The organism is Nitrobacter sp., from assembly GCF_047149785.1.
In the GTDB taxonomy this organism is placed as follows: Bacteria; Pseudomonadota; Alphaproteobacteria; order Rhizobiales; family Xanthobacteraceae; genus Nitrobacter.
Genome location: NZ_BAAGBE010000001.1, coordinates 3,132,474 through 3,153,983, shown reverse-complemented (window position 1 = coordinate 3,153,983; position 21,510 = coordinate 3,132,474). Strand labels below are relative to the sequence as shown.

The following is a 21,510-nucleotide window of genomic DNA, read 5'->3' as shown; positions in this document are numbered from 1 at the left end:
ATCGATATGTCCCGTGGAACCACGCGGGGCGTCTGGCCTCGCGCGCCGAAATTCCTATAGCATCGATTGGTTGACGGAACGACACCAGCAACACCCGTGGAGCAATGGATGATCCCCCGCAGGTCAGGTCGGCGCATGTTTTCCGTGATCGCCTTTTCCCTTATCGCCTTGATGATCCGGACACCCGCATCCGCGCAGGATGTGCGGCCCGGCGTCTCCCGGCCGCCAGCCGCCGGCACCGTCCGGCCGACCGCTGCGAAACACGGCATGGTGGTGGCACAGGAAAAACTCGCCGCCCGAATCGGCGCGGACGTGCTAGCGCGTGGCGGCAATGCGGTCGATGCGGCGGTGGCGACCGGCTTCGCGATGGCGGTCACCTATCCGCGCGCCGGCAACATCGGCGGCGGCGGCTTCATGGTGATTCACCTTGCCGACCGCAATCGAGACATCGCCATCGATTACCGCGAGACCGCGCCGCGCGCGACCACGCGCGATATCTTCCTGGGCGCCGACGGCAAGCCCGAGCCCGCGAGGTCGCGCGACTCGGCGCTCGGCATCGGCGTGCCGGGCACCGTCGCCGGACTCGCGCTGGCGCTCGACCAATACGGTTCGGGCCAATTCACGCTCGCCGATCTGCTCGGGCCCGCGATCGCGCTCGCGCGCGACGGGTTCAAAATCGCCGACGACACCGCCGACACGCTGCCGCCATCGCGCCGGCGTCTGGCGCGTTGGCCGTCGTCCATGACGATATTCTCGCGCCCGGACGGCAGCCCGCTGCGCGAGGGCGATCTTCTGGTTCAAGCCGATCTGGCCGCGACGCTGACCGCGATCGCCGAGCGCGGGTCGCGCGGCTTCTATGAAGGGCCGGTGGCGGAAAGACTGGTGACGGCGATCCGCGCCGCCGGCGGAATCATGACGCTGGACGACCTCAAGTCGTATAAGCCGCTTATCCGCGAGCCGGTGCGCGGCAGCTATCGGGGCTACGATATCGTCTCGATGCCGCTGTCGTCGTCCGGCGGCATCGTGCTGATCGAATCGCTGAACATCCTCGAAGGATTTCCGATGCGCGACCTGCATCAAGGTTCGGTGGATTCGCTGCATCTTCTGATCGAGGCGATGAAGCGCGCCTATGCCGACCGCGCGCGCTATCTCGGCGATCCCGCCTTCGTGCGCGCTCCGATCGCAACGCTGCTCTCCAAGGACTACGCCGCGAGGCAGCGCGCATCGATCGACAGGGCGCGCGCGACGCCCGCCGCCGCCGTGCCGTTGCCGCCACCGCGCGAGGGCGACAACACCACGCATTTTTCCGTGGCTGACGCCTTCGGCAACGCGGTGAGCAATACCTACACCCTCAACTTCAGCTATGGCCTCGGACTGGTAGCGGAAGGCACCGGCGTCCTGCTCAACAACGAGCTTGACGATTTCACCGCGGCGCCGGGCGCATCGAACGCTTACGGCCTTGTCGGGTTCGAGGCGAATTTGCCCGGCCCCGGCAAGCGCCCGCTGTCCTCGATGACACCGACCATCGTACTGAAGGACGGCAAGCCGGTGCTGGTCACGGGATCGCCGGGCGGCAGCCGCATCGTCTCCACGGTGCTGCAGGTGATCGTCAACGCGCTCGATTACGATATGAACATCGCGGCCGCAGTCGATGCGCCGCGCCTGCATCATCAATGGCTGCCGGACGAGGTCCGCGCCGAACGCGGCTTCCCCGAGGACATCATCACGGGGCTGCGGGCGAGAGGCCACACCGTCGTCATGCCGATGGGACAGACCTCGGCCAATTCCATCGCCATCACGCCGGACGGTTTCTTCGGAGCGGCGGATCCGCGAACGCGCGGATCGCGTGCTGCGGGATATTGAGGCGGAAAGCTTTCGAGGCTTTGCCCCGCCGGGGCACTGGAGCGTTTTCGAGCGAAGTGGCTACCGGTTCGCGTCAAGAAAATGCGTCAAAACAAAAACATAGAGCCACGCTTCTGTTTCCATCAGAAGCGGAAAGGCTCTAGCCGAACGCTCAGTCGCCATGCGCGGACTTGATCCGCGCATCACATCTTCGTCTTCGGAGATGATGGATTGCCGGGTCATGCCCGGCCATGACGCTCCATGCGATCTGTAGCACTACGCTGCGCCGCACGACATTTCACTCGTAATAATATTTATCCGGGTAATATTGACGGACGAATTGCATCCGGGTAATAAACTAGTGAGTCCTCAATGGACATGCCGATGATCTACGATCAGACCTCCTGTTTCACCGCGTTCGAGGGCCAGCGGCGCATCGCATCCGGCCCGCTCGCCGACGTCGCGCTCGCGGTCAAGCGCGCCGGGACGCGGACGACGGCGCCAATCGCGATCTACAGCGACGCGACCGGGCGGCCGGTCGACCTCGACCTGCGCGGATCCGACGACGAGATCGCGGCCCGCCTGCGGGGAACCTTGCAAGCCGAACCGACCGGACCGCGCGGCCGGGGCCGGCCGAAACTCGGCGTGGTCGCGCGCGAGGTGACGCTGCTGCCGCGGCACTGGGAATGGCTGAGCGCGCAGCCCGGCGGCGCATCGGTCGCCTTGCGCAAACTGGTCGACGAGGCCCGCCGCGCCAACAGCGACAGGGATCGCAGCCGCGCGGCGCGCGACGCCGCCTATCACTTCATGTCGGCGATGGCGGGCAATCTTGCAAACTTCGAGGAAGCCGCGCGCGCGCTGTTCGCAGACGACCGGCGGCGGCTGGCTGGCCTGATCGCCGGCTGGCCGGACGACATCCGCGATCACATTATCAAGCTCGCTTTCGGCGATGCCGTCTGAACTCCCACAAGGATCAAGACCGCCGCGCGACCGCCGTGGCGATGTCTTGTTGCTGATGCCGATGATGGTGCTGCAAATGGGCTTCTACCGGATGGTCTGGCGCAAGCGCGAGATCGAGCGGCTGATCTGAGACGACAGCAGTACGGGCGCGAGCCGGCGTCGAAGACAACTCGGGTCAACTATCGGGTCATGACAAATACGGAGTAAATCGATGCGCATTCTCGTGGTCGGGGCCGGCGCGACCGGCGGCTATTTCGGCGGCCGATTGCTCCAGGCCGACCGGGACGTCACCTTTCTGGTGCGCCCCAAGCGCGCCGCCGAACTGGCAAGCGCCGGTCTGGTCATCAAGAGTCCGCACGGCGACGTGACGCTGAAAAATCCTCGGACCGTGCAGACCGACGGCTTGAGCGAGACGTTCGACACCGTGCTGCTGGCCTGCAAGGCGTTCGATCTCGATGATGCGATCAGATCGTTCGCGCCCGCGGTCGGACCGCGAACCGCGATCATCCCGCTGCTCAACGGAATGCGGCACCTGGAGACGCTCGACGCCAAATTCGGCCGCGATCGCGTGCTCGGCGGCCTGTGCTCGCTCGCGGTCACGCTGAACGACCGGCGCGAAGTCGTCCATCTCGCGCCGATGCAGTTGCTTCGCTTCGGCGAGCGCGACGGCGGCATGAGCGACCGGGTCAAGGCCGTCGCCGATGTCTTCGCCGGCGCCGATTGCGGATCGCAGCCGTCCGACGACATCATCCGGGACATGTGGGAGAAGTGGGTGTTCCTGGCGACGCTGGCCGGCGCCACCTGCGTGATGCGCGCGTCCGTCGGCCAGATCGTCGCTGCCCCCGGCGGCCGCGATTTCATCCTCGGCGCGCGCGACGAGATCGCCGCCATCGCCGGGGCGGCCGGGCACGCGCCGCGCGAGGAGGTTCTGACCTCCGCCACCGGAATCCTGACGGCGGAGGGCTCGCCGCTGACCGCCTCGATGTTTCGCGACATCGAGGCCGGCGCGCGGGTCGAGGCCGATCATATCATCGGCGACCTCGTCGCCCGCGCCGAGGCCGCCAAGCTGCCGGCGCCGAAACTGCGCACGATCTACACGCATCTGAAGGCTTACGAGAACCGGCGGGAATGACGCAGCGCTGGAGCCTTCCGCTTCCGGAGTCCTTCACCGTTTCATGGAAACGGTGAAAGACTCCGGCTTCTTGATTTGACGCGTTTTCTTCACGCGAACCGGTCCCCGCTTCGCTCGAAAACGCTCTAATCGGCACGACGCTCACCATCGCCGTCGTCCCAGCGCAAGCAGGGACCCATACGCCATGGCGCCGATGGATCGATGACGGCCTGAGCCACCGCAGTTCGGACACCCATTCGGACGCCTCGGTACAATGGCTGATGCCCGGGATGGGACGACGGCACGGGCGTGTCCGGCGTTCATGGAAGATGGAAGACGGAGGCAATCCTCAGAAATCCAGGTCCACGTAGGTGCGCGACGCCGGCACGCCCGCCAGCCACTCGCTCAGCAGCGGCCGGAACGAGGGCCGCGACTTGATCCGCGCGTACCACGCCTTCGCCGCCTCGTCCTCGGCCCAGGGCACGTCGCCGAGATAGTCGATCGCGGACAAATGCGCCGCGGCGGCGAGATCGGCATAGGTCAGCCTGTCGCCGGCCAGATAATTCCGCGTCCGCGCCAGCCAGCCGATATAGGCCAGATGATAGCGCACATTCGCCTTTGCCGCGCGAATCACGTCGGTCTCCGGCGGGCCGCCGCCGTTCTCCTCGCGCATGAAGCGCTTGTAGATGCGCTCCGTCACCAGCGGGCCGGACGCCTCCTCGAAGAATTTCTCGTTGAACCACGCCATCAGGCGGCGCACCTCGATGCGCTCGGGCATCGATACCGGCAGCAGCCGCCGCTCGCCGACCCGTTCGCCATAGGTCTCGTCGAGGTAATCCGCGATGACGCCCGCGCCTGGGACCGCGGGGACGCCTTCGGCGATCAGCACCGGCGTGGTGCCGGCCGGATTGAGCGCCAGGAACGCTTCGCGCCGTTCCCACACGCGCTCCTCCACCGGCCGCACGTCGAGGCCATGCTCGCCGAGAACGAGACGAATGAAGCGCGATTGCGGACAGAACGGATGGTGAAACAGCGTGAACATAACGCCCTTGATAGATTTGCGATGCTTAAAAAAGTATCTCTAATGCGTTAACGGCGCAGACCTCAATCCGCGGAAAGCCCCGGGGTGCGGCCGTGTGCAGACCGGCCGAATTTCGGCATTGCCGCGATGCTGCGAATAAGCGAGAAAAGCCCGCCATCTGGTGTCGAATGCGATTCGGAGCAGGTATTCCATGTTTTCCGATGCGATCAGAGCCGTCATTCTCGGGATCGTCGAAGGCGTCACCGAGTTTCTGCCGGTGTCCTCGACCGGCCATCTGCTGCTGGCCGAGCGTTTCTTCGATCTCGGCGCGGGCGACTTCTGGAATACGTTCACGGTGCTGATCCAGCTCGGCGCAATTCTTGCGATTGTCGTCATCTATTTTGCGAAACTGTGGCGGATCGCGCTCGGCATGTTCTCCAATGCCGCGGACCGGCGTTTCGTCATCGGCGTGCTTGCGGCCTTCATGCCGGCCGTGATCGTCGGACTGCTTGCCGGCAGGTACATCAAGGAGCTGCTGTTCAATCCGTGGGTGGTGTGTTTCTCGCTGATCGTCGGCGGCGCGGTCCTGATGTGGGTCGATCAACTCGACCACAAACCGCACGAACACGACGCCACCGCCTTTCCGCTGCCGATGTATATCTGGATCGGCGTCGCGCAGTGCGTCGCGATGATTCCGGGCGTGTCGCGTTCGGGAGCCACCATCGTCTCGGCGATGCTGCTCGGCGCCGACAAGCGCGCCGCGGCCGAGTTTTCGTTCTTCCTCGCGATCCCGACCATGATCGGGGCCTTCGCCTACGATTTCTACAAGAGCCGCGCCGACATGACCGCCGATCATCTCGGGATCGTCGCGATCGGCTTCGTGGTATCGTTCATCACCGCGATCATCGTGGTGAAGGCGTTTTTGAGCTACGTCACGCGCAACGGTTTCACCTTCTTCGCGTGGTGGCGGGTGATTGTCGGCACGCTCGGCCTGATCGCGCTGGCGCTGGGACGGTAGACGGCGGTTGCCCGTGTCTCCGGGCGCGGTGCAACGTTCTTTACGCTGCTCCGCCGAGCCCGGACCGCAACAAATGCAGTGACCCGTCACGGCCCCGGATCGGCGGAGCAGCACGTGGTGTCGCGCAGCGTCCGGAGCACGCGCGGCAAAGATCACGCCCCCTTCGTCGCGAACTGGCCGGCCTTGCGGAAACGCCAGAGATATTGCGGCACCACGGCCTCCATCGAGTCCGGCGAGATCCCGAGTCCCTGGAGCGTCAGGCCCGCAGCGGTCGCCGCCTCAGAGACGACGTTGTCGGTCTTGAGCATCGCGACCTGATCCGGCGTCAGTTTCAGCGCGCCCGGCGCGAACTGCAAAAACATTGCCTTGAGCCGCGCGATTGCGAACGGCAGCGGCGCCAGTATCCTGTCGCGCTCGATGACGCGCAGGATGATCTGCATGATCTCGCGCATCGTCAGCACCTCGGGACCGCCGAGTTCGTAGACCGCGCCCGCTTTGGTCCTGCCGTCGACCGCGTCCGCCACGGCGGTGGCGACGTCGCCGACATAGACCGGCTGCAGCTTCGTCGCGCCACCGCCGATCAGCGGCAGCACCGGCGAGATCCGCGCCAGCGCGGCAAAGCGGTTGGCGAACTGGTCCTCGGGGCCGAACATCACCGACGGCCGCAGGATGGTCGCGGACGGCATCGTCGCCAGCACCGCCTTCTCGCCGGCGGCCTTGGCGCGGGCATAAGCCGAGGCCGACCTGGCGTCGGCGCCGATCGCCGAGACATGCACCATGCGCGCGCCGGCGGCCGCGGCCGCCTTCGCAACCGTCGCGGCGCCCTCGGCCATCACGGCGTCGAAGGTCTGCGCGCCGCTCCTGCCCAGGATGCCGACCAGGTTGATCGCCACATGGGAGTCGCGCATCGCCGCGCGGACCGACGCCGGATAGCGCAGATTGGCCTGCACGGCATGGATCTGGCCGACCTTGCCGAGCGGCTGCAGATGTCCCGCCAGTTCGGGGCGCCGGACGCCGACCCGGATACGGTAGTCGCGCTTGGCGAGCGCGCGAACCACATGCCGGCCGAGGAAGCCGGAGCCTCCGAAAACCGTGACGAGGGTGTCCATATTCGATGCCATGGTCTGGTCCTCAAGGGCGCTGGTATCAGGTCGAAAACAAGGGATATTCCGCCGTTCCGCGGCCCGTCAACCGGCGCGATGTCCCACCCGTATTCGGTCGCCTCTTCAAGGATTTGACAAGCGCGCGGCCGATGCCTACTAACCCGGTCCGTGCCCAGGTGGCGGAATTGGTAGACGCGCTGGCTTCAGGTGCCAGTGGCTGCAAGGTCGTGAAGGTTCGAGTCCTTTCCTGGGCACCATCGCCTTGAAGAAGCATTTCCCTTCAGGAAGTTGCGCTCTTGCGGCGAGTTGCGCTCACCCGGCCGCGCAACGACGATTGCGTCAATACCGCCGTGACGCCGAGCCCCGCACAGTCGCCGCGCGCGGATAAGCATCGATAGCTCGTCTCCCCTTCCGCCTGAGCAATACGCTCCGCGGATGAAACCCTTTGGGAAGGGGCCCGCAATCATTGTCATGGCAAGAGCGGCGGCGATCAGCGGGACGACAGCACTATCCGTCGAACAATGAGGCGGCCTCCATCATTGCTCACCGTGCAGGAAAAACCGTCTGGCGCGTTTTCTGGACCCGGCATCAAATTCGACAGTGCGCGCGCTTCCAGCTTCAAATGATTGTGTCCATCGAGCTTGCCGCCCCGGCCGGGAACATTGTCGCCTTGCATCGAGTTCTATCGGCGACCCGAGCGCGTTGCCGGAGCAATGTCGCTGAAAATGATAAAACCGACAGGAGTTTCCGAAAATGTCCGAAAATACAGACGGGACGGTGAATTATAGCGCGCGCGAAGCGGTGGGAGTTTTTTCCGACTTCGATGCGCTGGAAACCGCGATCGATGAACTGGAGGTTTCAGGTTTCGACAGAGCGGCGGTTTCCGTGCTTGCAAGCGACAAGAAGGTCAAGGAGCGAATGGACAACCTTTATCCCGCTCTCGTTGAGATCGAGGACGACCGCCGGGCGCCGGGGGCTGCCTTCGCCGAAAAAGATTCCCGTATCGAGGGCGAGGCGGCGGCCATAGGCATCCCCTTCTATATCGGTTGCGTCGCAGCCGCAGCGGTAGCCGCCGGCACCGGTGGTTTGGCGGTGCCGACAATCGGCACGTTGGTTATCGGCGCCGCCGCGGGAGGCGGACTTGGCGCTCTTTTGGCTGGCGCGATAGCGCACCACCACAGCGAAAGCGTTTCGAAGCAGCTTTCGCGGGGCGGGACCGTCGTGTGGGTCAGCGTACGGGACGATGACGCAGAGAAACGCGCCGTCCAGATATTGACGAAGGCCGGCGCTCGCGACGTCCATGTGCATGACATACAGCGTGAATGGACGTTAAAGGACCGGCCCCTGTCCGAGGGACAGCCCGATCCCCTGCTCAGGATCTAGCCGTGTCCTTTTGATCAAGCATGATCTTATCCCGAAAAAGTTTCCGCTTTTCGGGATCATGTTCTTGCAGCATTTTCGCTTCTGATTGAATCATCAGAAGCGAACCCCTGGGTTATTGTTTTAATGCGGAAAGGTATCCATCCTCGGGTCAAGCCCGAGGACATGCTTCGCTTGACACGCTATAGGCTGACGATGAAGCGTTTCAACGCGTCGTAGAGCGTTTTCAAGCGAAGTGGCTACCGGTTCGCGTAAAGAAAACGCGTCAAATCAAAATCATAGAAGCGGAAAGGCTCTAAAGCGCAAACCCCTTCGCGCAAATGTCGTCCGGACATCCGCATCCTTGATCCGATTCAATGGTTCACGACGCTCGACCCAACGAGATCCGGTCGGCGGCCTCGACGCCGGTCCTCGGACCATGCCGAAATTTGCGGACGCGCCGGGCGCAGCCGTTATGCAGCGGCAGAGCGCTTAATATGCAGTAACCGCATGTGTCAGGAATCGAAAATCCAGGGCGAATTAGGGGCTACCGGCGTCCGCTTTTTTGCTAAACTCATCCGTGCGTCAGGAGTGCAACGTTCATGGCAGTATCCGAAATCATGCTTGCGGCAAGGCTTAACGATCAGGCCGAGATCTTCAAAGAGGAGGGTCGCTACGCCGAAGCCGAGCCGCTTTACAGACAAGCATTGGCGATCTGCGCGAAGACGCGCGGGCTCGAGCACCCCTCTGTCGCGCTGGGGCTGACCGATCTGGCCGAACTCTACAGCCTCCAGGGCCGCTACGCCGAGGCCGAGCCCCTCTGCAGGCGTGCGCTGGCGACCTGGAGAAAAGCCCTTGGGCCCGATCACCCCGATATCGTGCAGTCGTTGAACAGTCTGGCCAACGTCTACAGAGCCCAGGGTCGCTACGCCGACGCCGAGCCGCTCTACAAACGGGCAGTGGCCGTCTTCGAGAAGGCGCTCGGCCCCGACCACCCCTCGGTCGCGTCGGCGCTGGACAATCTGGCCTCGGCCTACAAAGAAGAGGCCCGCTACGCCGACGCCGAGCCGCTCTACAAGCGGGCGCTGGCGATCCGGGAGAAAGGGCTTGGCCCCGATCACGCCGATGTCGCGAAATCGCGAAAAAACCTGGACGATCTGGACAGCGCCCGGAAGGAGAGCAGCCGCAGTTCTTGATGCGGCTTGCCAGAACCTCGTCTCAACGGTAACCGCCGTCGGACAGCGCAATTCTTTCCCAAGCGCCATCGGTGTTCGGTGAGCCCGCAAACCTTCCGGCAACGGCAGCTCTCGCTTCTGGTGGATTTGGGCGGTAGCTTGGTCCGCGCCGATTCGATGATCTTCGAGGCCGAGACACCATGACCATCCGCCTGCACCGCGGCGACCTGCCGGACCAGGACCTTGCGCGCTACACCGGTTCGGCGGCGATCGACACCGAGACCATGGGCCTCAATCCGCATCGCGACCGGCTCTGCGTGGTGCAGATGTCGCCGGGCGACGGCTCGGCCGACGTGATCCAGATCGAGAACGGGCAGCGCGATGCGCCGAACCTAAAAAAACTTCTGGCCGATCCGAACATCGTCAAGATCTTTCATTTCGCGCGCTTCGATCTCGCCGCGCTCTGCAACGCATTGGGCGTGATGCCGCGGCCGGTCTATTGCACCAAGATCGCCTCGCGGCTGACCCGCACCTACACCGATCGTCACTGCCTGAAGGACCTGGTGCGCGAGGTGCTCAGCGTCGATCTGTCGAAACAGCAGCAATCGAGCGACTGGGGGTCGCAGACGCTGAGCGATGCGCAGCTCGCCTACGCCGCCTCCGACGTGCTGCACCTGCACGCCCTTCGCGACAAGCTCGACGCCATGCTGGCGCGCGAGGATCGCAGCGAGCTGGCGCAAGCCTGCTTCGACTTCCTGCCAACCAGAGCCAGGCTCGATCTTGCCGGCTGGAAGGACGAAGACATCTTCGCGCATTCGTGAGCTTCGCGCGCCGCGACGGTGCAAGGAAGGCTGACTGCACCGGCCTTTCGCCCCGTTTCGGTCACACTCCTCGTCCTCGGTGGCGCCGGTTCGCGGCGACCTTCCGGGGAATGGGGCGATCTGCGTCTGCAATCCCGGCAGCGGCAGCGGGCCACGATGTCGAACATAGGCGGCGGCGCATTATGCCCGGGCTGCGAAACCTCGCGGTTCGGGGTAGAATGGCTGGAGTCTGATCCCAGCCGCGTTGGTCAGACTCCAGCCCCATCTTTTGATTGAGCATGATCTCATCCGAAAACCGGTTTCCACTTTTCGGGATCATGCTTTAGGAACAGGCACCTGGAGCAGCGGTGTATTCGGTTCGACCCCTCATCTCTCAAGCCGCAATGCAGGCCAACCTGGAGGCGCGTTTCGCCCGTGCGGCGCGTCACAGCCGCATGGTGCGGGCGTTGCGGATCGCGGTGCCGGCGGTGGTCGGCCTCGTGATGGCCGGGCTGGTCATGATCGCGGTCTTCAATCCCTTCCATGCGCTGGCGAAGCTGCCGCTCGACATGGACAACCTCGTCGTTTCCGGCACCAAGATCACCATGGAATCACCGCATCTGTCCGGCTTCACCCCGGACCAACGGCCCTATGAACTGCAAGCCACGACGGCGACGCAGGACACCACCGATCCCGATCATGTCGAACTGCACACCTTACGCGCCAAGGTGCTGATGGAGGACCGCTCGACGGTGACGCTGAATTCCCGCACCGGGCTGTTCGATACGAAAACGCAAATCCTCGATCTGCACAAGGATATCCTCATGCGGTCGTCAACAGGATACGAGGCGCGGCTGAGCCATGCGCTGGTCGATATGGGTCGCGGCACCGTCACGTCGGACCGGCCGGTCGATGTCAAGTTGCTGAACGGGACGCTGACCGCCGACACCATGAAGGTCACCGAAAAGGGCGACGTGGTGAGATTCGAAAACAATGTGGTGATGCACCTGATCATGGATCGCCCTCTCATGACCGCAGACCCCACTGGCGAGGAGACGCCGACTGCGAGCGCGCAAGCTGCCCACCCCTCGCACAGTCCGTCGCACGCACGCGGCAATCCGGGCAAACCAAAATGAATCCGGCCATGCAGCGTCTTCGCCGATTGCTGGCGACCCGCACCGCCCGCCTGCTGCGCTGCGGAGTGGTCGCCGCCGCCTTGATGACCGCCAACGAGGCGGCCGGACAAAGTTCGGTGCAGGGCGTCCCCAACGCGATGCAGGGCTTTTCACAGAATCGCGATCAACCGATCCAGATCGAGGCCGCCTCGCTGGAGATGCGCGACAAGAAGAAGGAGGCCACCTTTTCCGGACACGTCAAGGTGGTGCAGGGCGACACCACGATGACGTCCCGGACTCTCGTGGTCTATTACCAGAGCGGCACGCCGACCGACGCCAGAGGCAAGGCGGCGGCGAAAACGGCGATGGCCTCGGCGACGCCCGGACCGTCAGGCGCGTCCTCGATCAAGCGGCTGGAGGCCAGGGGCGACGTGGTGGTGACCCAGAAGGACCAGGTCGTGACCGGCGACACCGCCGTGTTCGACACCAAGACCAACCTGATCACGATGCAGGGCAAAGTGGTCTTGACCCAGTGCAAGAACGTGTTGCGTGGCGACAAGCTGCTGGTCAACATGACCACCGGGGTGTCGCGCGTCGAATCCAATAGCGGCAGGGTTCAGGGTCTGTTCATCCAGAAGGACGAAAGCTGCGCCTCTTCCCGGTCGCCCATAGCTCCCCTCGCCCCTAAAAAACCCAAGTAACATCATAGTGTTCGACTGGCGGACGCGTCCTCCAAGGTTGCATCCGCGCGCGACGCTCTGTATCTGGTGCGCGCGGCCTCACCGAAAAGCACGACTCATTCGGCGGCTCGCTGGGCAAGTGCGATCTGCTCCTTCATGGTCGTGCGACGAATCAGGCACGATGCGGGTGCGGGCGAACGACCGTGAGAGGCTGAGCAAGCGCCCATGGTGGACATCTTCAACGTGTTCCGCAAACGGCCGCAAAAACGCGGGCGACAAACGTTTGCACGAAACCGGCCCGACATCACGGCGGCCGGCGATGCCATCGGCGACATGCTGACCAGCCCGGTGCGCGACGCGCCGCCGATCTCGCGCGGGACTCACCGCGATGTCCGGCCGGCCCCGCCCGCTCCGCAATCCCGGCCGCCGGCGCCCCCCGCGCCGGACGCTCCCCGTCCGCGTGCCGCCGCCAACGGCACCACGCCGCGGACGGCGGCGCGTCCCGGTTACCTCGCCGTGCACGGCGTGGAAAAAAGCTTCGGCTCGCGCCAGGTGGTGCGCGGCGTCAGCATCTATGTCCGGCGCGGCGAGGCGGTGGGACTCCTGGGTCCCAACGGCGCCGGCAAGACCACGGTGTTCTACATGATCACCGGTCTTATTCCCGCCGACCGCGGCGCGATCGAACTCGACGGTCACGACGTGACGAAGCTGCCGATGTATCAGCGGGCGCGGCTCGGCATCGGCTATCTGCCGCAGGAAGCCTCGATCTTCCGCGGCCTCACGGTCGAGCAGAACATCCGCGCCGTGCTCGAGGTCGTCGAGCCCAGCAAAAAGAAGCGCGAGGCCGAACTCGATGCGCTGCTCGAGGAATTCAACATTAGCCGCCTGCGCAAATCACCGTCGATCGCGCTGTCCGGCGGCGAGCGGCGGCGCGTGGAAATCGCACGCGCGCTGGCGACGCGCCCGAACTACATGCTGCTGGACGAGCCTTTCGCCGGCATCGATCCGATCGCGGTCGGCGATATCCAGGATCTCGTGCGCCATCTGACCAACCGCGGCATCGGCGTGCTCATCACCGATCACAACGTCCGTGAAACGCTGGGCCTCACCGATCGCGCCTATATCGTCTATGCCGGCGAAATCCTGACCGAGGGCACCCCCGACGCGATCGTCAACGATCCCGACGTGCGGCGCCTATATCTCGGCGAGGAATTCCGGCTGTAGCGCGTAAGCGCCGGCACGGCCATGCCCAAGCATGTCCATTCGCGAAATCCGTAAGCCGGTTACTCGTCGTCGTCATCGCTACGATAGAAGCCGGGCCGCGGCGCGACATAGCGCGGACGATAGTCGCGGCGTTCGTACACGTCGGCGTCATCATCGTCGTCGTCACCACGCCAGCGTTCGACGTAACGCTGCGCACGCATGCGATAGCAATTCCCGTAATCGTCGCAAACCATGTGAGCCCGAGGGGCCGGCGCGAGTTGCGGGGGCTCGCCCGCATAGGAAAGGTCCGCAGCGGACGCCGGAAGCCCGAACGCCAAACTCGCGGCGGCTACAACAATGCTCATCCTGAACATAAAGATTTCCCGTGATGCTCTGCATGGCGAAGGCCGGCCAAGCTTGTCGAAGCTGAACGGCGTCGGTGGCCAAATTTGGAACCTGATCGGGCTTATCGGCGGCGCGATGACCGCCGTCTCGCCGCATTCTTCGATCTTCCTCGCGGGCCACACGGGGAGCGTAAAATGAAAATCATGAAACCGTCGCTGCGGTCGCGTTAGCATGGCCGCTATCCTCGGCGGCGCTGGCGCAGGAGCGGGCCGGCGACGCTGCATTGGGTGGGCGCGGTGGGCCTGGGTCCGGTCGGGGCGCGCGCCGGCGCGGTGGTCGGCTATGGCGCCGGGCCTTCGATCGCGCATTCACGGGGACTTCGTCGCTCATCGAGACGACCGCACCTGCGATCAGCCACAACGATCGCACCGGCGGCTGAAGACTATGAATGATCGCCGCCGCACGCGGAGCGCGCAAACGGCAACGCGAACAAACGTATTTTTGAAGACTCCGGCTCTGGCGGAATCGCATTTGGTCGCCGTCAAGGCGTGTACATCGGCCCGCAAAAAAGTTAAGCAAGAATCGGACCAATTTTTGGACCGGTCTTGGCATGGCACTGACGCAGAGACTCGAATTCCGACAGTCCCAGTCGCTGGTGATGACGCCGCAACTCATGCAGGCGATCAAGCTGCTGCAATTGTCGAATCTCGACCTTGCCGCGTTCGTCGAAAGCGAGCTGGAACGGAATCCGATGCTGGAGCGCGCCGGCGATGGCGCCGATCCGACAGCGGCGGACGTCGCGGACCCCGCCCCGGCCGAAAGCACCGCAGCGTTCGCGGACGACGGTGCGGGCGACCGCCCCCTCGGCCAGGATTCCGAACCCGCGCCCGAAGAGTGGATGAACCGCGATCTCGGCAGCCGCGCCGAGATCGAGCAGACCTTCGACAGCGGCCTCGAAAACGTCTTTCCGGAAGAACCGTCCGAAGCCGCGGCCCGGACCGCGCAGGATTCCGCGCCGACCGCGTTCACCGAATGGGGCGGCGGCGCCTCGAATGACGACAGCTACAATCTCGAAGCCTTCGTCGCCGCAGAGGTGACGCTCGCCGAGCACCTGGCCGAACAGCTCGCGGTCGCCATGACGGCGCCGGCGCGGCGCATGATCGGACAGTATCTGATCGATCTCGTCGATGACGCCGGCTACCTGCCGTCCGACCTCGGCGACGTCGGCGACAAGCTCGGCGCCGAGACCGGCGAAGTGACGGCCGTGCTCGCGGTGCTGCAGACCTTCGATCCGCCCGGAATCTGCGCCCGCAATTTGAGCGAGTGCCTCGCGATCCAGTTGCGCGAGAAAGACCGCTACGATCCGGCGATGCAGGCGCTGGTCGAACATCTCGAACTGCTGGCGAAACGCGACTTCGCAGCCTTGCGCAGGATCTGCGGCGTCGACGACGAAGACCTCGCCGAGATGATCGGCGAAATCCGTCATCTCGATCCCAAGCCCGGCTTGAGGTTCGGCGCCACGCGCACGCAGACCGTGGTGCCGGACGTGTACGTGCGGCCGGGCCCGGACGGCGGCTGGCTCGTGGAACTCAACAGCGATACGCTGCCGCGCGTGCTGGTCAACCAGAGCTACTACGCCGAACTGTCGAAGACCATCCTCAAGGACGGCGACAGGACCTATTTCACCGACTGCCTGCAGAACGCGACCTGGCTGGTGCGCGCGCTCGATCAGCGCGCGCGCACCATTCTCAAGGTGGCGACCGAGATCGTACGCCAGCAGGACGGCTTTTTCACGCACGGCATCGCCCACTTGCGGCCGCTCAATCTCAAGGTCGTGGCGGACGCGATCCAGATGCATGAATCGACGGTGTCGCGCGTCACGGCCAACAAATACATGGCGACGAATCGCGGCATCTTCGAGCTGAAATATTTCTTCACCGCCTCGATCGCCTCGGCCGACGGCGGATCCGCCCACTCGGCAGAGGCCGTCCGTCACCACATCAGGCGGCTGATCGATGCGGAAGATCCGTCCGCCGTCCTGTCCGACGACACCATCGTCGAACGGTTGCGCGAAGGCGGCATCGATATCGCCCGCCGCACCGTCGCGAAATATCGCGAAGCGCTGCGAATTCCGTCCTCGGTGCAGCGCCGCCGCGATAAGCAAAACCTGCCCGGCAACCCGCGGGCGGCGTCCCCCACGTCGCCCGACCATTCCAGCGACGCCACACCGGCTTGATTGCGCGCACGCCGCGCCCGATAATCCGTCCCTATTCATGATGGACGAGGCGACCATGACACTTCGAATTTCGGGCAAGAGCATCAATATCGGCGAGGCGCTGCGCGGGCGTCTCAGCGGTCGCACCGACGAAGTTCTCCGAAAATATTTCGACGGAACGTATTCGGGTCACATCACGCTCAGCAAGGACGGCTTCGGATTCCGCACCGACTGCGCGCTGCATCTGGATTCCGGAGTGACGCTCGAAGCCGAGTCCAACGCCGCGGATGCCTATGCGAGCGCCGATCAGGCGCTGTTGCAGATCGAGAAACGGCTGCGCCGTTACAAGAGCCGCCTCAAGAAGGACCGCTCGGCCCGCAAGGCGCACGCCGCGGCGGAAGCGATCGCCGAAATCGACGCGCCGAGCTATGTCATCGAAGCGCCGGCTGCGGACGGCGAAGACGAGGTCACAGCGTTCAATCCGGTGATCATCGCGGAAGCCACGACCTCGCTGAGGCGGCTTTCGGTCAGCGAGGCGGTGATGGAACTCGATTTCACCGGCGCGCCCGTGCTGGTTTTCCAGCATGGCTCCAGCGGCCGCGTGAATGTGATCTATCGCAGGCCCGACGGCAATGTCGGCTGGATCGACCCGCCGGCGGTCAATGGCTCCGCGTGACCCGCGCCATTGACGCCCGGAACAACGATCCCTATGGTCCGCGGCCTTTCGGGACCGGTTTTCCACCGACCCGGGACAAAAGCTCAGGAATTGGCATTGGGCTCGCGTTAGACTATAAGGCCGGTCACCCCGGCCGGAGGGCCGCGGGTCGCGAATCATGTGCGTTCGCCCGTATGTGGGCTCACGCGTGTTGCTGTTTGTCCGACGTCTCTTTCGCAACCTGACGGCAAAACTCACCTCGGAACGTCATATGATGATTACCGATCTGGTCGCACCCGAGGCGATCATTCCTGCATTGAAGGTCAACAGCAAGAAACAGGCGCTGCAGGAACTGGCCGCGCGCGCGTCTGAATTGACGGGACAGAACGACCGCGCGATTTTCGAGGTGCTTTTGCGGCGCGAGAAGCTCGGAACCACCGCTGTCGGCTACGGCGTCGCGATTCCGCACGGCAAGCTGCAGAAACTCGACAAGATATTCGGCCTGTTCGCCCGGCTCGACCGCCCGATCGATTTCGAAGCGATGGATGGCCAGCCGGTCGATCTGATTTTTCTTTTGCTGGCGCCCGAGGGCGCCGGCGCGGATCATCTGAAGGCCTTGGCGCGAATCGCGCGACTGCTGCGCGATCAGGACATCGCCAACAAGCTGCGCGCCTCGCGCGATGCGCAGGCGATCTATTCGGTGCTGGCGCTGCCTCCGGCGACGGTGCCTTGAACTGTTGCGAATCACGCCGGCAAGTGGTCCGATTCGAACATTCGCGTCCCATACTCGTGGTGAAATCGGTAGAGATGACGGGTCGCATCATGATTTCGCGCGAGCATGGACCGACTGGATCGCGATCGTTCGAAATCTACAGGGAGCCATGATGCCGCCCGCGAAATCCCTCCTGCTGATCTGCGCCTTCGCGCTCACCGTCACCGTGTCCGCCGGCGCGGCCGATCCGAGGCTCATTGCGAGCCTCGGCAAGCTCGATCCGCAAACACGGCTGGAACAGGTCTGCGATCTCGCGGCCGTCAACCACATCGGCACGAACGGGAAGCTTCCGAGACCGGATCGCGCCAAATCCAACGTCATCACCCCGCCACGGCATCATGGCGACACCATCGAAGGCAGCGGCGGCGCATTCCGCAGCGGCGGAAAATGGTACGCGTTCTCTTTCAAATGCAGGACGTCGCCCGACCACCTCAATGTGCTGTCGTTCACCTATCGCATCGGCGCGATGATCCCGAAATCGAAGTGGCCCGAATACGGGCTTTGGGACTGAGCTATTCGGGCGGCGGCTTTGACGGACGCACCGCAAGAGCATGATCCCGAAAAGTGGAAACCGGTTTTCGGAAAAGATCATGCTCAAACAAAAAGACAAGCGACGAGTCCGATTCAACACAGTTGAAACAGACTCTAGGTCACGAACCCATAAATGGGATTCCGTTTGGACGGGAGGCGTGATTCAATCTCCGAAGCACGGGAGGATTGAATGGCGCGTTTTGATCTGACGGATTTTGAATGGTCTGTGATCCAGCCGCTGTTGCCGAACAAATCGCGCGGCGTTGCACGGGTGGACGACCGACGGGTGCTGAACGGGATTTTCTGGCGGCTGCGCACCGGCGCGCCGTGGGCGGACATTCCGGCGCGCTACGGCCCGCATACGACCTGCGTGAACCGCTTCAACCGGTGGCGCAAGGCCGGCGTATGGGATCGAATTCTGTCGGCGGTTTCAAAGGCTTATGAGGGCGACATTCAAATGATCGATTCATCGTCGATCCGGGTGCACCAGCACGCCGCCAACGGTCAAAAAAACAGACGCGATCCCGTTGCATGGGTCGCTCGCGCGGCGGGCTGACCACCAAGATCCACGCGCTGGTGGATGCGTGCGGCTTGCCGATCGTCCTCAAGATCACCGAAGGCCAGGCGCATGACGGGCGCAGTGCGCAGGACATGATCGACACGATTGGGCGCGGCGACGTGCTGCTGGCGGACCGGGCCTACGACTCCAACGCCCTGCGCCAGACCCTGGCCGCGCGCGGCGCGACAGCCAATGTAAAGCCGATGCCAAATCGCGTCATGGCCCTGAGGTTCAACAGGCGGCTCTATCGCAAGCGCAACCTGGTCGAACGCTTCTTCAACAAAATCAAGCATTATCGCGCTGTCGCAACCCGCTACGACAAGCGCGACGACAACTTCCTCGCTGCCATCAAGCTCGCCTCAATCCGAATCTGGTTGCGATTTAATGAGTCGATGACCTAGATGTTTAGTCCCACAGTGTGATGGCGTATCATTATCGTCGTCAGAGAGGGACGCGCTATGGGCCAAGTTCTTCACGGGAGCGCCACGACCACGCACGCCGTTCGAACGGAGCTACAGCGATCGCAGGCTTCAGCCGCGGAACTCGCGCGGCGCTTCGGGATCAACGAGAAGACCGTGAGGAAATGGCGGCTCCGTCAGACGGTCGAGGACGAGCCGATGGGTCCGAAACAGCAGCGAAGCTCCGTCCTCTCGGGCATTGAGGAGGCCGCGATCGTCGCTTTGCGCGTGCAGTCCCGTCTGCCCCTGGACGACGTCTTCGTCGCACTGAAGGACGTCATCCCGCACCTGACGCGCTCGTCATTGCATCGCTGCCTTCAACGTCATGGAATTTCTCGGCTGCCGAAGATCGATCGTGAAAAACCGAAGCGGTTCAAGGCTTACGAGATCGGCTACTTCCACATCGACATCGCCGAGCTGCGATATGAAGGCGGCAAGGCCTATCTGTTCGTGGCCGTGGACCGGACCTCCAAGCTGGTCTTCGCCAGAATCTATCGGAAGGCAACCAAGCTCGTGGCGGCGGGTTTCCTCAAGGCGCTGGTGAGAGTTATTCCCTACAAGGTCCACACGGTGCTGACGGATAACGGCGTTCAGTTCGTCCAGCACGACAAGAGAGCCGAGGGCGGCTTCGTCGCTCACGTCTTCGGAAGGGCCTGTGCCGAGAACAGTATCGAGCACAGGCTCACCAGGCCCTATCATCCTTGGACCAACGGCCAGGCTGAACGAATGGTCCGAACCATCAAAGACGCCACCGTTCGCGCCTTCCACTACGCCTCGATCGACGACCTGCGACGCCACGTCCGGGACTGGTTGCTGGCCTACAACTACGCCAAGCGGCTCAAGGCACTCCGCTTCAAAACCCCGCTCGAAGCCATCAAACAAATCAGCGCCGAAAAGCCACAGTTGTTCACCCGTCAGCCAAGCCATGACATGCTGGGACTAAACACCTAGAGCCTTTCCGCTTCTGATGGAATCAGAAGCGGGCTCTATATTTTTGATTTGACGCGTTTTCTTGACGTGAACCGGTAGCCACTTCGCTCGAAAACGCTCTAGGCGGCGTAGGTCTGCGCGCCCGCGAGTTCGGCCGCGATCATGGCGCCGAGCGCCATGTCGCTCTGCTGGCCGAAGCCGTGATGGACGATGCGGCCGCTGCGGCCGATCAGGATGCTGGTCGGCGTCCCCTGCATGGCGTAGCGGCCCATGGTGACCGGCAGCGGGGTGCCGTCGCCGGCGGCGTCGACGCCGATCGGAAACGTCAGCCGGTATTCGTGAATGAAGGCTTGAAGCGAAACCGGCGTCATCGCGGCGTGATGCTCGAACACCGTGTGCAGGCCGATCACCTGCAGGTCGGTCGCCTTGAACAGCTCAAAGGCACGCTGCGTCTGCGGCGTGCCATGCGCGACGCAGCCGGGGCACAACATCTGGAAGGCATGGAGCAGCACCGGGCGGCCGCGCAGCGCCGCCAGCGTCAGCGGCTCGCCGGCGTTGAACCATTGCGACACCGCAAGCTCGGGAGCGATGTCGTCCGCCACGGTCATGAATGTCCTCGCATCGCACTCACTTCTTCGGAAAGAACCGGCTGAGGCTGGTCAGCCGGTTCGGAAACAGGCGGCGGCGATCCGGCCCCGACCTGAAACGGATTCGCGGCGCCCGCTACCTCCGCGAGCGGCTTCTGCTTGTCGGCCCAATGCAGCGACAGATAGTCGAAACCCAGCACGATCGTCGGCTTGACGATCTCGAAATAGGGCGAGATGTCGAAATCGCGCGGCATGTAGAGCGAGGAATCGCGGATGTGCAGAATCTCGCGCCGCGCGTTGCGGCTGCCGGCGCGGGTGATCTTCGGCAGGATCGGATAGCGCACCGCCTCGAAGGCCTGCGCGATCAGCGCCGAGCAGATCATCTTGGTCGGATCGCCGGAACCGAACGCGATCATGCGCCGCCGCCAGCGCTGCGGCACCGGCAGGGGAACAAGATATCGCATCAGATCGACGATGTTCTTGGTGTCGTAGCCGAAGCCGATCCGGTTGATGGCATATCGGCACACCGTGACGCGATCCTCGTAGGACAGGCCGACCGGGCGGCACAGCCGGGTGTGATACTGAAAATATTTCGAAAGCGGCGCGGAGGTGACGCCCGTGCCGATTTCGGCCTCGATCAGGACATGCGGCTCGCCGTCGGGTTCGCTGGCGCCGTCGATCGGGCCGACATAAAGCGCGGCGTGGGACCATGTCGATTGCGTGAGATACTTGATGATGCCGGAGATGCGGCTGTTGCCCTCGACCAGGAGAACATCGCCCTCCTGAATGAGATCGCGCAGATGCTCCGGATCGCTCGGCGTGAACGGTTCGTAGCCGGACACCTCCTTCTGGAGATAGGCTGCGATCCATTTCCCGACCGTATCGAGCACGAGGCCCATTGGCAGTCTCTCTCCGCCGTCCGTCCTGACCGGTTTTTCACTCCTTAGCATGGTCAAAAGCCATTGCAATTTAGTTCATGACGGCGGTCGCCAGATTACGATTGATTCACCCTGGCGGTTGTCGCAGACGCATCGATGCGGCAAGCTCGCTGCGCCCGGAAAAACCCGGAAC

General features: G+C 63.7%; 25 protein-coding genes and 1 tRNA gene. 19 read left to right on the top strand and 7 right to left on the bottom strand.

Annotated elements, in window-relative coordinates:
* The first annotated feature begins 108 nt into the window (after positions 1-108).
* Positions 109-1,863 (top strand): gamma-glutamyltransferase, encoded by a 1,755-nt coding sequence (gene ggt, locus ACMDCM_RS14730; RefSeq protein WP_412774248.1) that lies wholly within the window; start codon positions 109-111, stop codon positions 1,861-1,863.
* 60 nt (positions 1,864-1,923) lie between these two features.
* Here ggt and ACMDCM_RS14725 read toward each other — a convergent pair whose 3' ends face one another.
* Positions 1,924-2,085: a hypothetical protein gene (locus tag ACMDCM_RS14725; RefSeq protein WP_412774247.1), complete on the bottom strand. Its 162-nt coding sequence runs from the start codon at positions 2,083-2,085 to the stop codon at positions 1,924-1,926.
* A gap of 129 nt (positions 2,086-2,214) precedes the next feature.
* On the opposite strand from ACMDCM_RS14725, the gene ACMDCM_RS14720 reads away from it, so the two are divergent.
* The 3 genes from ACMDCM_RS14720 to panE all read left to right on the top strand — a co-directional run bounded on the left by ACMDCM_RS14720 (position 2,215) and on the right by panE (position 3,934).
* Entirely contained in the window at positions 2,215-2,802 is a 588-nt protein-coding gene (locus tag ACMDCM_RS14720; RefSeq protein WP_412774246.1) for a DUF2239 family protein, read from the top strand.
* Complete coding sequence (locus ACMDCM_RS14715) at positions 2,792-2,932, top strand: hypothetical protein (protein WP_412774245.1); 141 nt, start codon at positions 2,792-2,794, stop codon at positions 2,930-2,932. Before ACMDCM_RS14720 ends, ACMDCM_RS14715 begins: the two co-directional genes overlap by 11 nt.
* Before the next feature lie 81 nt (positions 2,933-3,013).
* Positions 3,014-3,934 carry a 2-dehydropantoate 2-reductase gene (gene panE / locus ACMDCM_RS14710; RefSeq protein ID WP_412774244.1) on the top strand — a complete coding sequence of 307 codons (921 nt, stop codon included), beginning with the start codon at positions 3,014-3,016 and terminating at the stop codon, positions 3,932-3,934.
* Between the two features lie 328 nt (positions 3,935-4,262).
* Here panE and ACMDCM_RS14705 read toward each other — a convergent pair whose 3' ends face one another.
* On the bottom strand, positions 4,263-4,955 hold the full coding sequence (locus ACMDCM_RS14705) for a glutathione S-transferase family protein (RefSeq protein WP_412774243.1): 693 nt from the start codon (positions 4,953-4,955) through the stop codon (positions 4,263-4,265).
* A 190-nt stretch (positions 4,956-5,145) separates the two neighbouring features.
* On the opposite strand from ACMDCM_RS14705, the gene ACMDCM_RS14700 reads away from it, so the two are divergent.
* Positions 5,146-5,952 carry an undecaprenyl-diphosphate phosphatase gene (locus ACMDCM_RS14700; protein WP_412774242.1) on the top strand — a complete coding sequence of 269 codons (807 nt, stop codon included), beginning with the start codon at positions 5,146-5,148 and terminating at the stop codon, positions 5,950-5,952.
* 152 nt (positions 5,953-6,104) lie between these two features.
* Here ACMDCM_RS14700 and ACMDCM_RS14695 read toward each other — a convergent pair whose 3' ends face one another.
* Positions 6,105-7,073, bottom strand: coding sequence for a complex I NDUFA9 subunit family protein (locus tag ACMDCM_RS14695; protein WP_412774241.1), 969 nt, complete (start codon positions 7,071-7,073; stop codon positions 6,105-6,107).
* A 152-nt stretch (positions 7,074-7,225) separates the two neighbouring features.
* Here ACMDCM_RS14695 and ACMDCM_RS14690 point away from each other — a divergent pair.
* Positions 7,226-7,312, top strand: a tRNA-Leu gene (locus ACMDCM_RS14690).
* A gap of 233 nt (positions 7,313-7,545) precedes the next feature.
* On the opposite strand, the gene ACMDCM_RS14685 is transcribed toward ACMDCM_RS14690, so the two are convergent.
* Positions 7,546-7,731, bottom strand: coding sequence for a hypothetical protein (locus ACMDCM_RS14685; protein WP_412774240.1), 186 nt, complete (start codon positions 7,729-7,731; stop codon positions 7,546-7,548).
* A gap of 77 nt (positions 7,732-7,808) precedes the next feature.
* Here ACMDCM_RS14685 and ACMDCM_RS14680 point away from each other — a divergent pair, with 77 nt between their 5' ends.
* From ACMDCM_RS14680 to lptB, 6 genes are all read left to right on the top strand, one after another.
* Entirely contained in the window at positions 7,809-8,438 is a 630-nt protein-coding gene (locus tag ACMDCM_RS14680; protein ID WP_412774239.1) for a hypothetical protein, read from the top strand.
* 578 nt (positions 8,439-9,016) lie between these two features.
* Entirely contained in the window at positions 9,017-9,610 is a 594-nt protein-coding gene (locus tag ACMDCM_RS14675; protein ID WP_412774238.1) for a tetratricopeptide repeat protein, read from the top strand.
* Between the two features lie 179 nt (positions 9,611-9,789).
* Positions 9,790-10,410, top strand: coding sequence for a ribonuclease D (locus ACMDCM_RS14670; RefSeq protein ID WP_412774237.1), 621 nt, complete (start codon positions 9,790-9,792; stop codon positions 10,408-10,410).
* A 383-nt stretch (positions 10,411-10,793) separates the two neighbouring features.
* Positions 10,794-11,525 carry an LPS export ABC transporter periplasmic protein LptC gene (gene lptC / locus ACMDCM_RS14665; RefSeq protein WP_412774236.1) on the top strand — a complete coding sequence of 244 codons (732 nt, stop codon included), beginning with the start codon at positions 10,794-10,796 and terminating at the stop codon, positions 11,523-11,525.
* 8 nt (positions 11,526-11,533) lie between these two features.
* Positions 11,534-12,205: an LptA/OstA family protein gene (locus ACMDCM_RS14660; RefSeq protein WP_412774235.1), complete on the top strand. Its 672-nt coding sequence runs from the start codon at positions 11,534-11,536 to the stop codon at positions 12,203-12,205.
* 204 nt (positions 12,206-12,409) lie between these two features.
* A complete protein-coding gene (lptB, locus tag ACMDCM_RS14655) occupies positions 12,410-13,408 on the top strand; it encodes an LPS export ABC transporter ATP-binding protein (RefSeq protein WP_412774234.1) in 999 nt (332 codons plus the stop codon).
* A gap of 59 nt (positions 13,409-13,467) precedes the next feature.
* Here the strand turns inward: lptB and ACMDCM_RS14650 are convergent, their stop codons facing one another.
* Positions 13,468-13,752, bottom strand: coding sequence for a hypothetical protein (locus tag ACMDCM_RS14650; RefSeq protein ID WP_412774233.1), 285 nt, complete (start codon positions 13,750-13,752; stop codon positions 13,468-13,470).
* Here ACMDCM_RS14650 and ACMDCM_RS14645 point away from each other — a divergent pair.
* The 7 genes from ACMDCM_RS14645 (at position 13,745) to ACMDCM_RS14615 (ending at position 19,873) form a co-directional block, all read left to right on the top strand.
* Complete coding sequence (locus ACMDCM_RS14645) at positions 13,745-13,930, top strand: hypothetical protein (protein ID WP_412774232.1); 186 nt, start codon at positions 13,745-13,747, stop codon at positions 13,928-13,930. The genes ACMDCM_RS14650 and ACMDCM_RS14645 overlap by 8 nt on opposite strands.
* A gap of 412 nt (positions 13,931-14,342) precedes the next feature.
* A complete protein-coding gene (gene rpoN, locus ACMDCM_RS14640) occupies positions 14,343-15,968 on the top strand; it encodes an RNA polymerase factor sigma-54 (protein ID WP_412774231.1) in 1,626 nt (541 codons plus the stop codon).
* A gap of 55 nt (positions 15,969-16,023) precedes the next feature.
* Positions 16,024-16,623: a ribosome hibernation-promoting factor, HPF/YfiA family gene (gene hpf, locus ACMDCM_RS14635; RefSeq protein WP_412774230.1), complete on the top strand. Its 600-nt coding sequence runs from the start codon at positions 16,024-16,026 to the stop codon at positions 16,621-16,623.
* Positions 16,624-16,873: 250 nt separating this feature from the next.
* Positions 16,874-17,335 (top strand): PTS IIA-like nitrogen regulatory protein PtsN, encoded by a 462-nt coding sequence (gene ptsN / locus ACMDCM_RS14630; protein ID WP_412774229.1) that lies wholly within the window; start codon positions 16,874-16,876, stop codon positions 17,333-17,335.
* A gap of 151 nt (positions 17,336-17,486) precedes the next feature.
* Positions 17,487-17,885 (top strand): DUF930 domain-containing protein, encoded by a 399-nt coding sequence (locus tag ACMDCM_RS14625; RefSeq protein WP_412774228.1) that lies wholly within the window; start codon positions 17,487-17,489, stop codon positions 17,883-17,885.
* A 210-nt stretch (positions 17,886-18,095) separates the two neighbouring features.
* Positions 18,096-18,865 (top strand): IS5 family transposase gene (locus ACMDCM_RS14620; RefSeq protein WP_412771778.1). Its coding sequence is split into 2 segments (ribosomal slippage): positions 18,096-18,432 and positions 18,432-18,865, totalling 771 coding nucleotides; the frame shifts between segments, so codons are not numbered across the junction.
* Between the two features lie 57 nt (positions 18,866-18,922).
* The gene (locus ACMDCM_RS14615; protein WP_412772957.1) at positions 18,923-19,873 is read left to right on the top strand and encodes an IS481 family transposase; all 951 of its coding nucleotides are present in this window, start codon (positions 18,923-18,925) and stop codon (positions 19,871-19,873) included.
* Between the two features lie 98 nt (positions 19,874-19,971).
* Here ACMDCM_RS14615 and ACMDCM_RS14610 read toward each other — a convergent pair whose 3' ends face one another.
* Both ACMDCM_RS14610 and ACMDCM_RS14605 read right to left on the bottom strand, forming a co-directional pair.
* Positions 19,972-20,460, bottom strand: a complete 489-nt coding sequence (locus tag ACMDCM_RS14610; protein ID WP_412774227.1) for a peroxiredoxin family protein — start codon at positions 20,458-20,460, stop codon at positions 19,972-19,974.
* Entirely contained in the window at positions 20,457-21,338 is an 882-nt protein-coding gene (locus tag ACMDCM_RS14605; RefSeq protein ID WP_412774226.1) for a YiiX/YebB-like N1pC/P60 family cysteine hydrolase, read from the bottom strand. The genes ACMDCM_RS14610 and ACMDCM_RS14605 overlap by 4 nt, the downstream gene beginning before the upstream one ends.
* Positions 21,339-21,510: the final 172 nt, after the last annotated feature.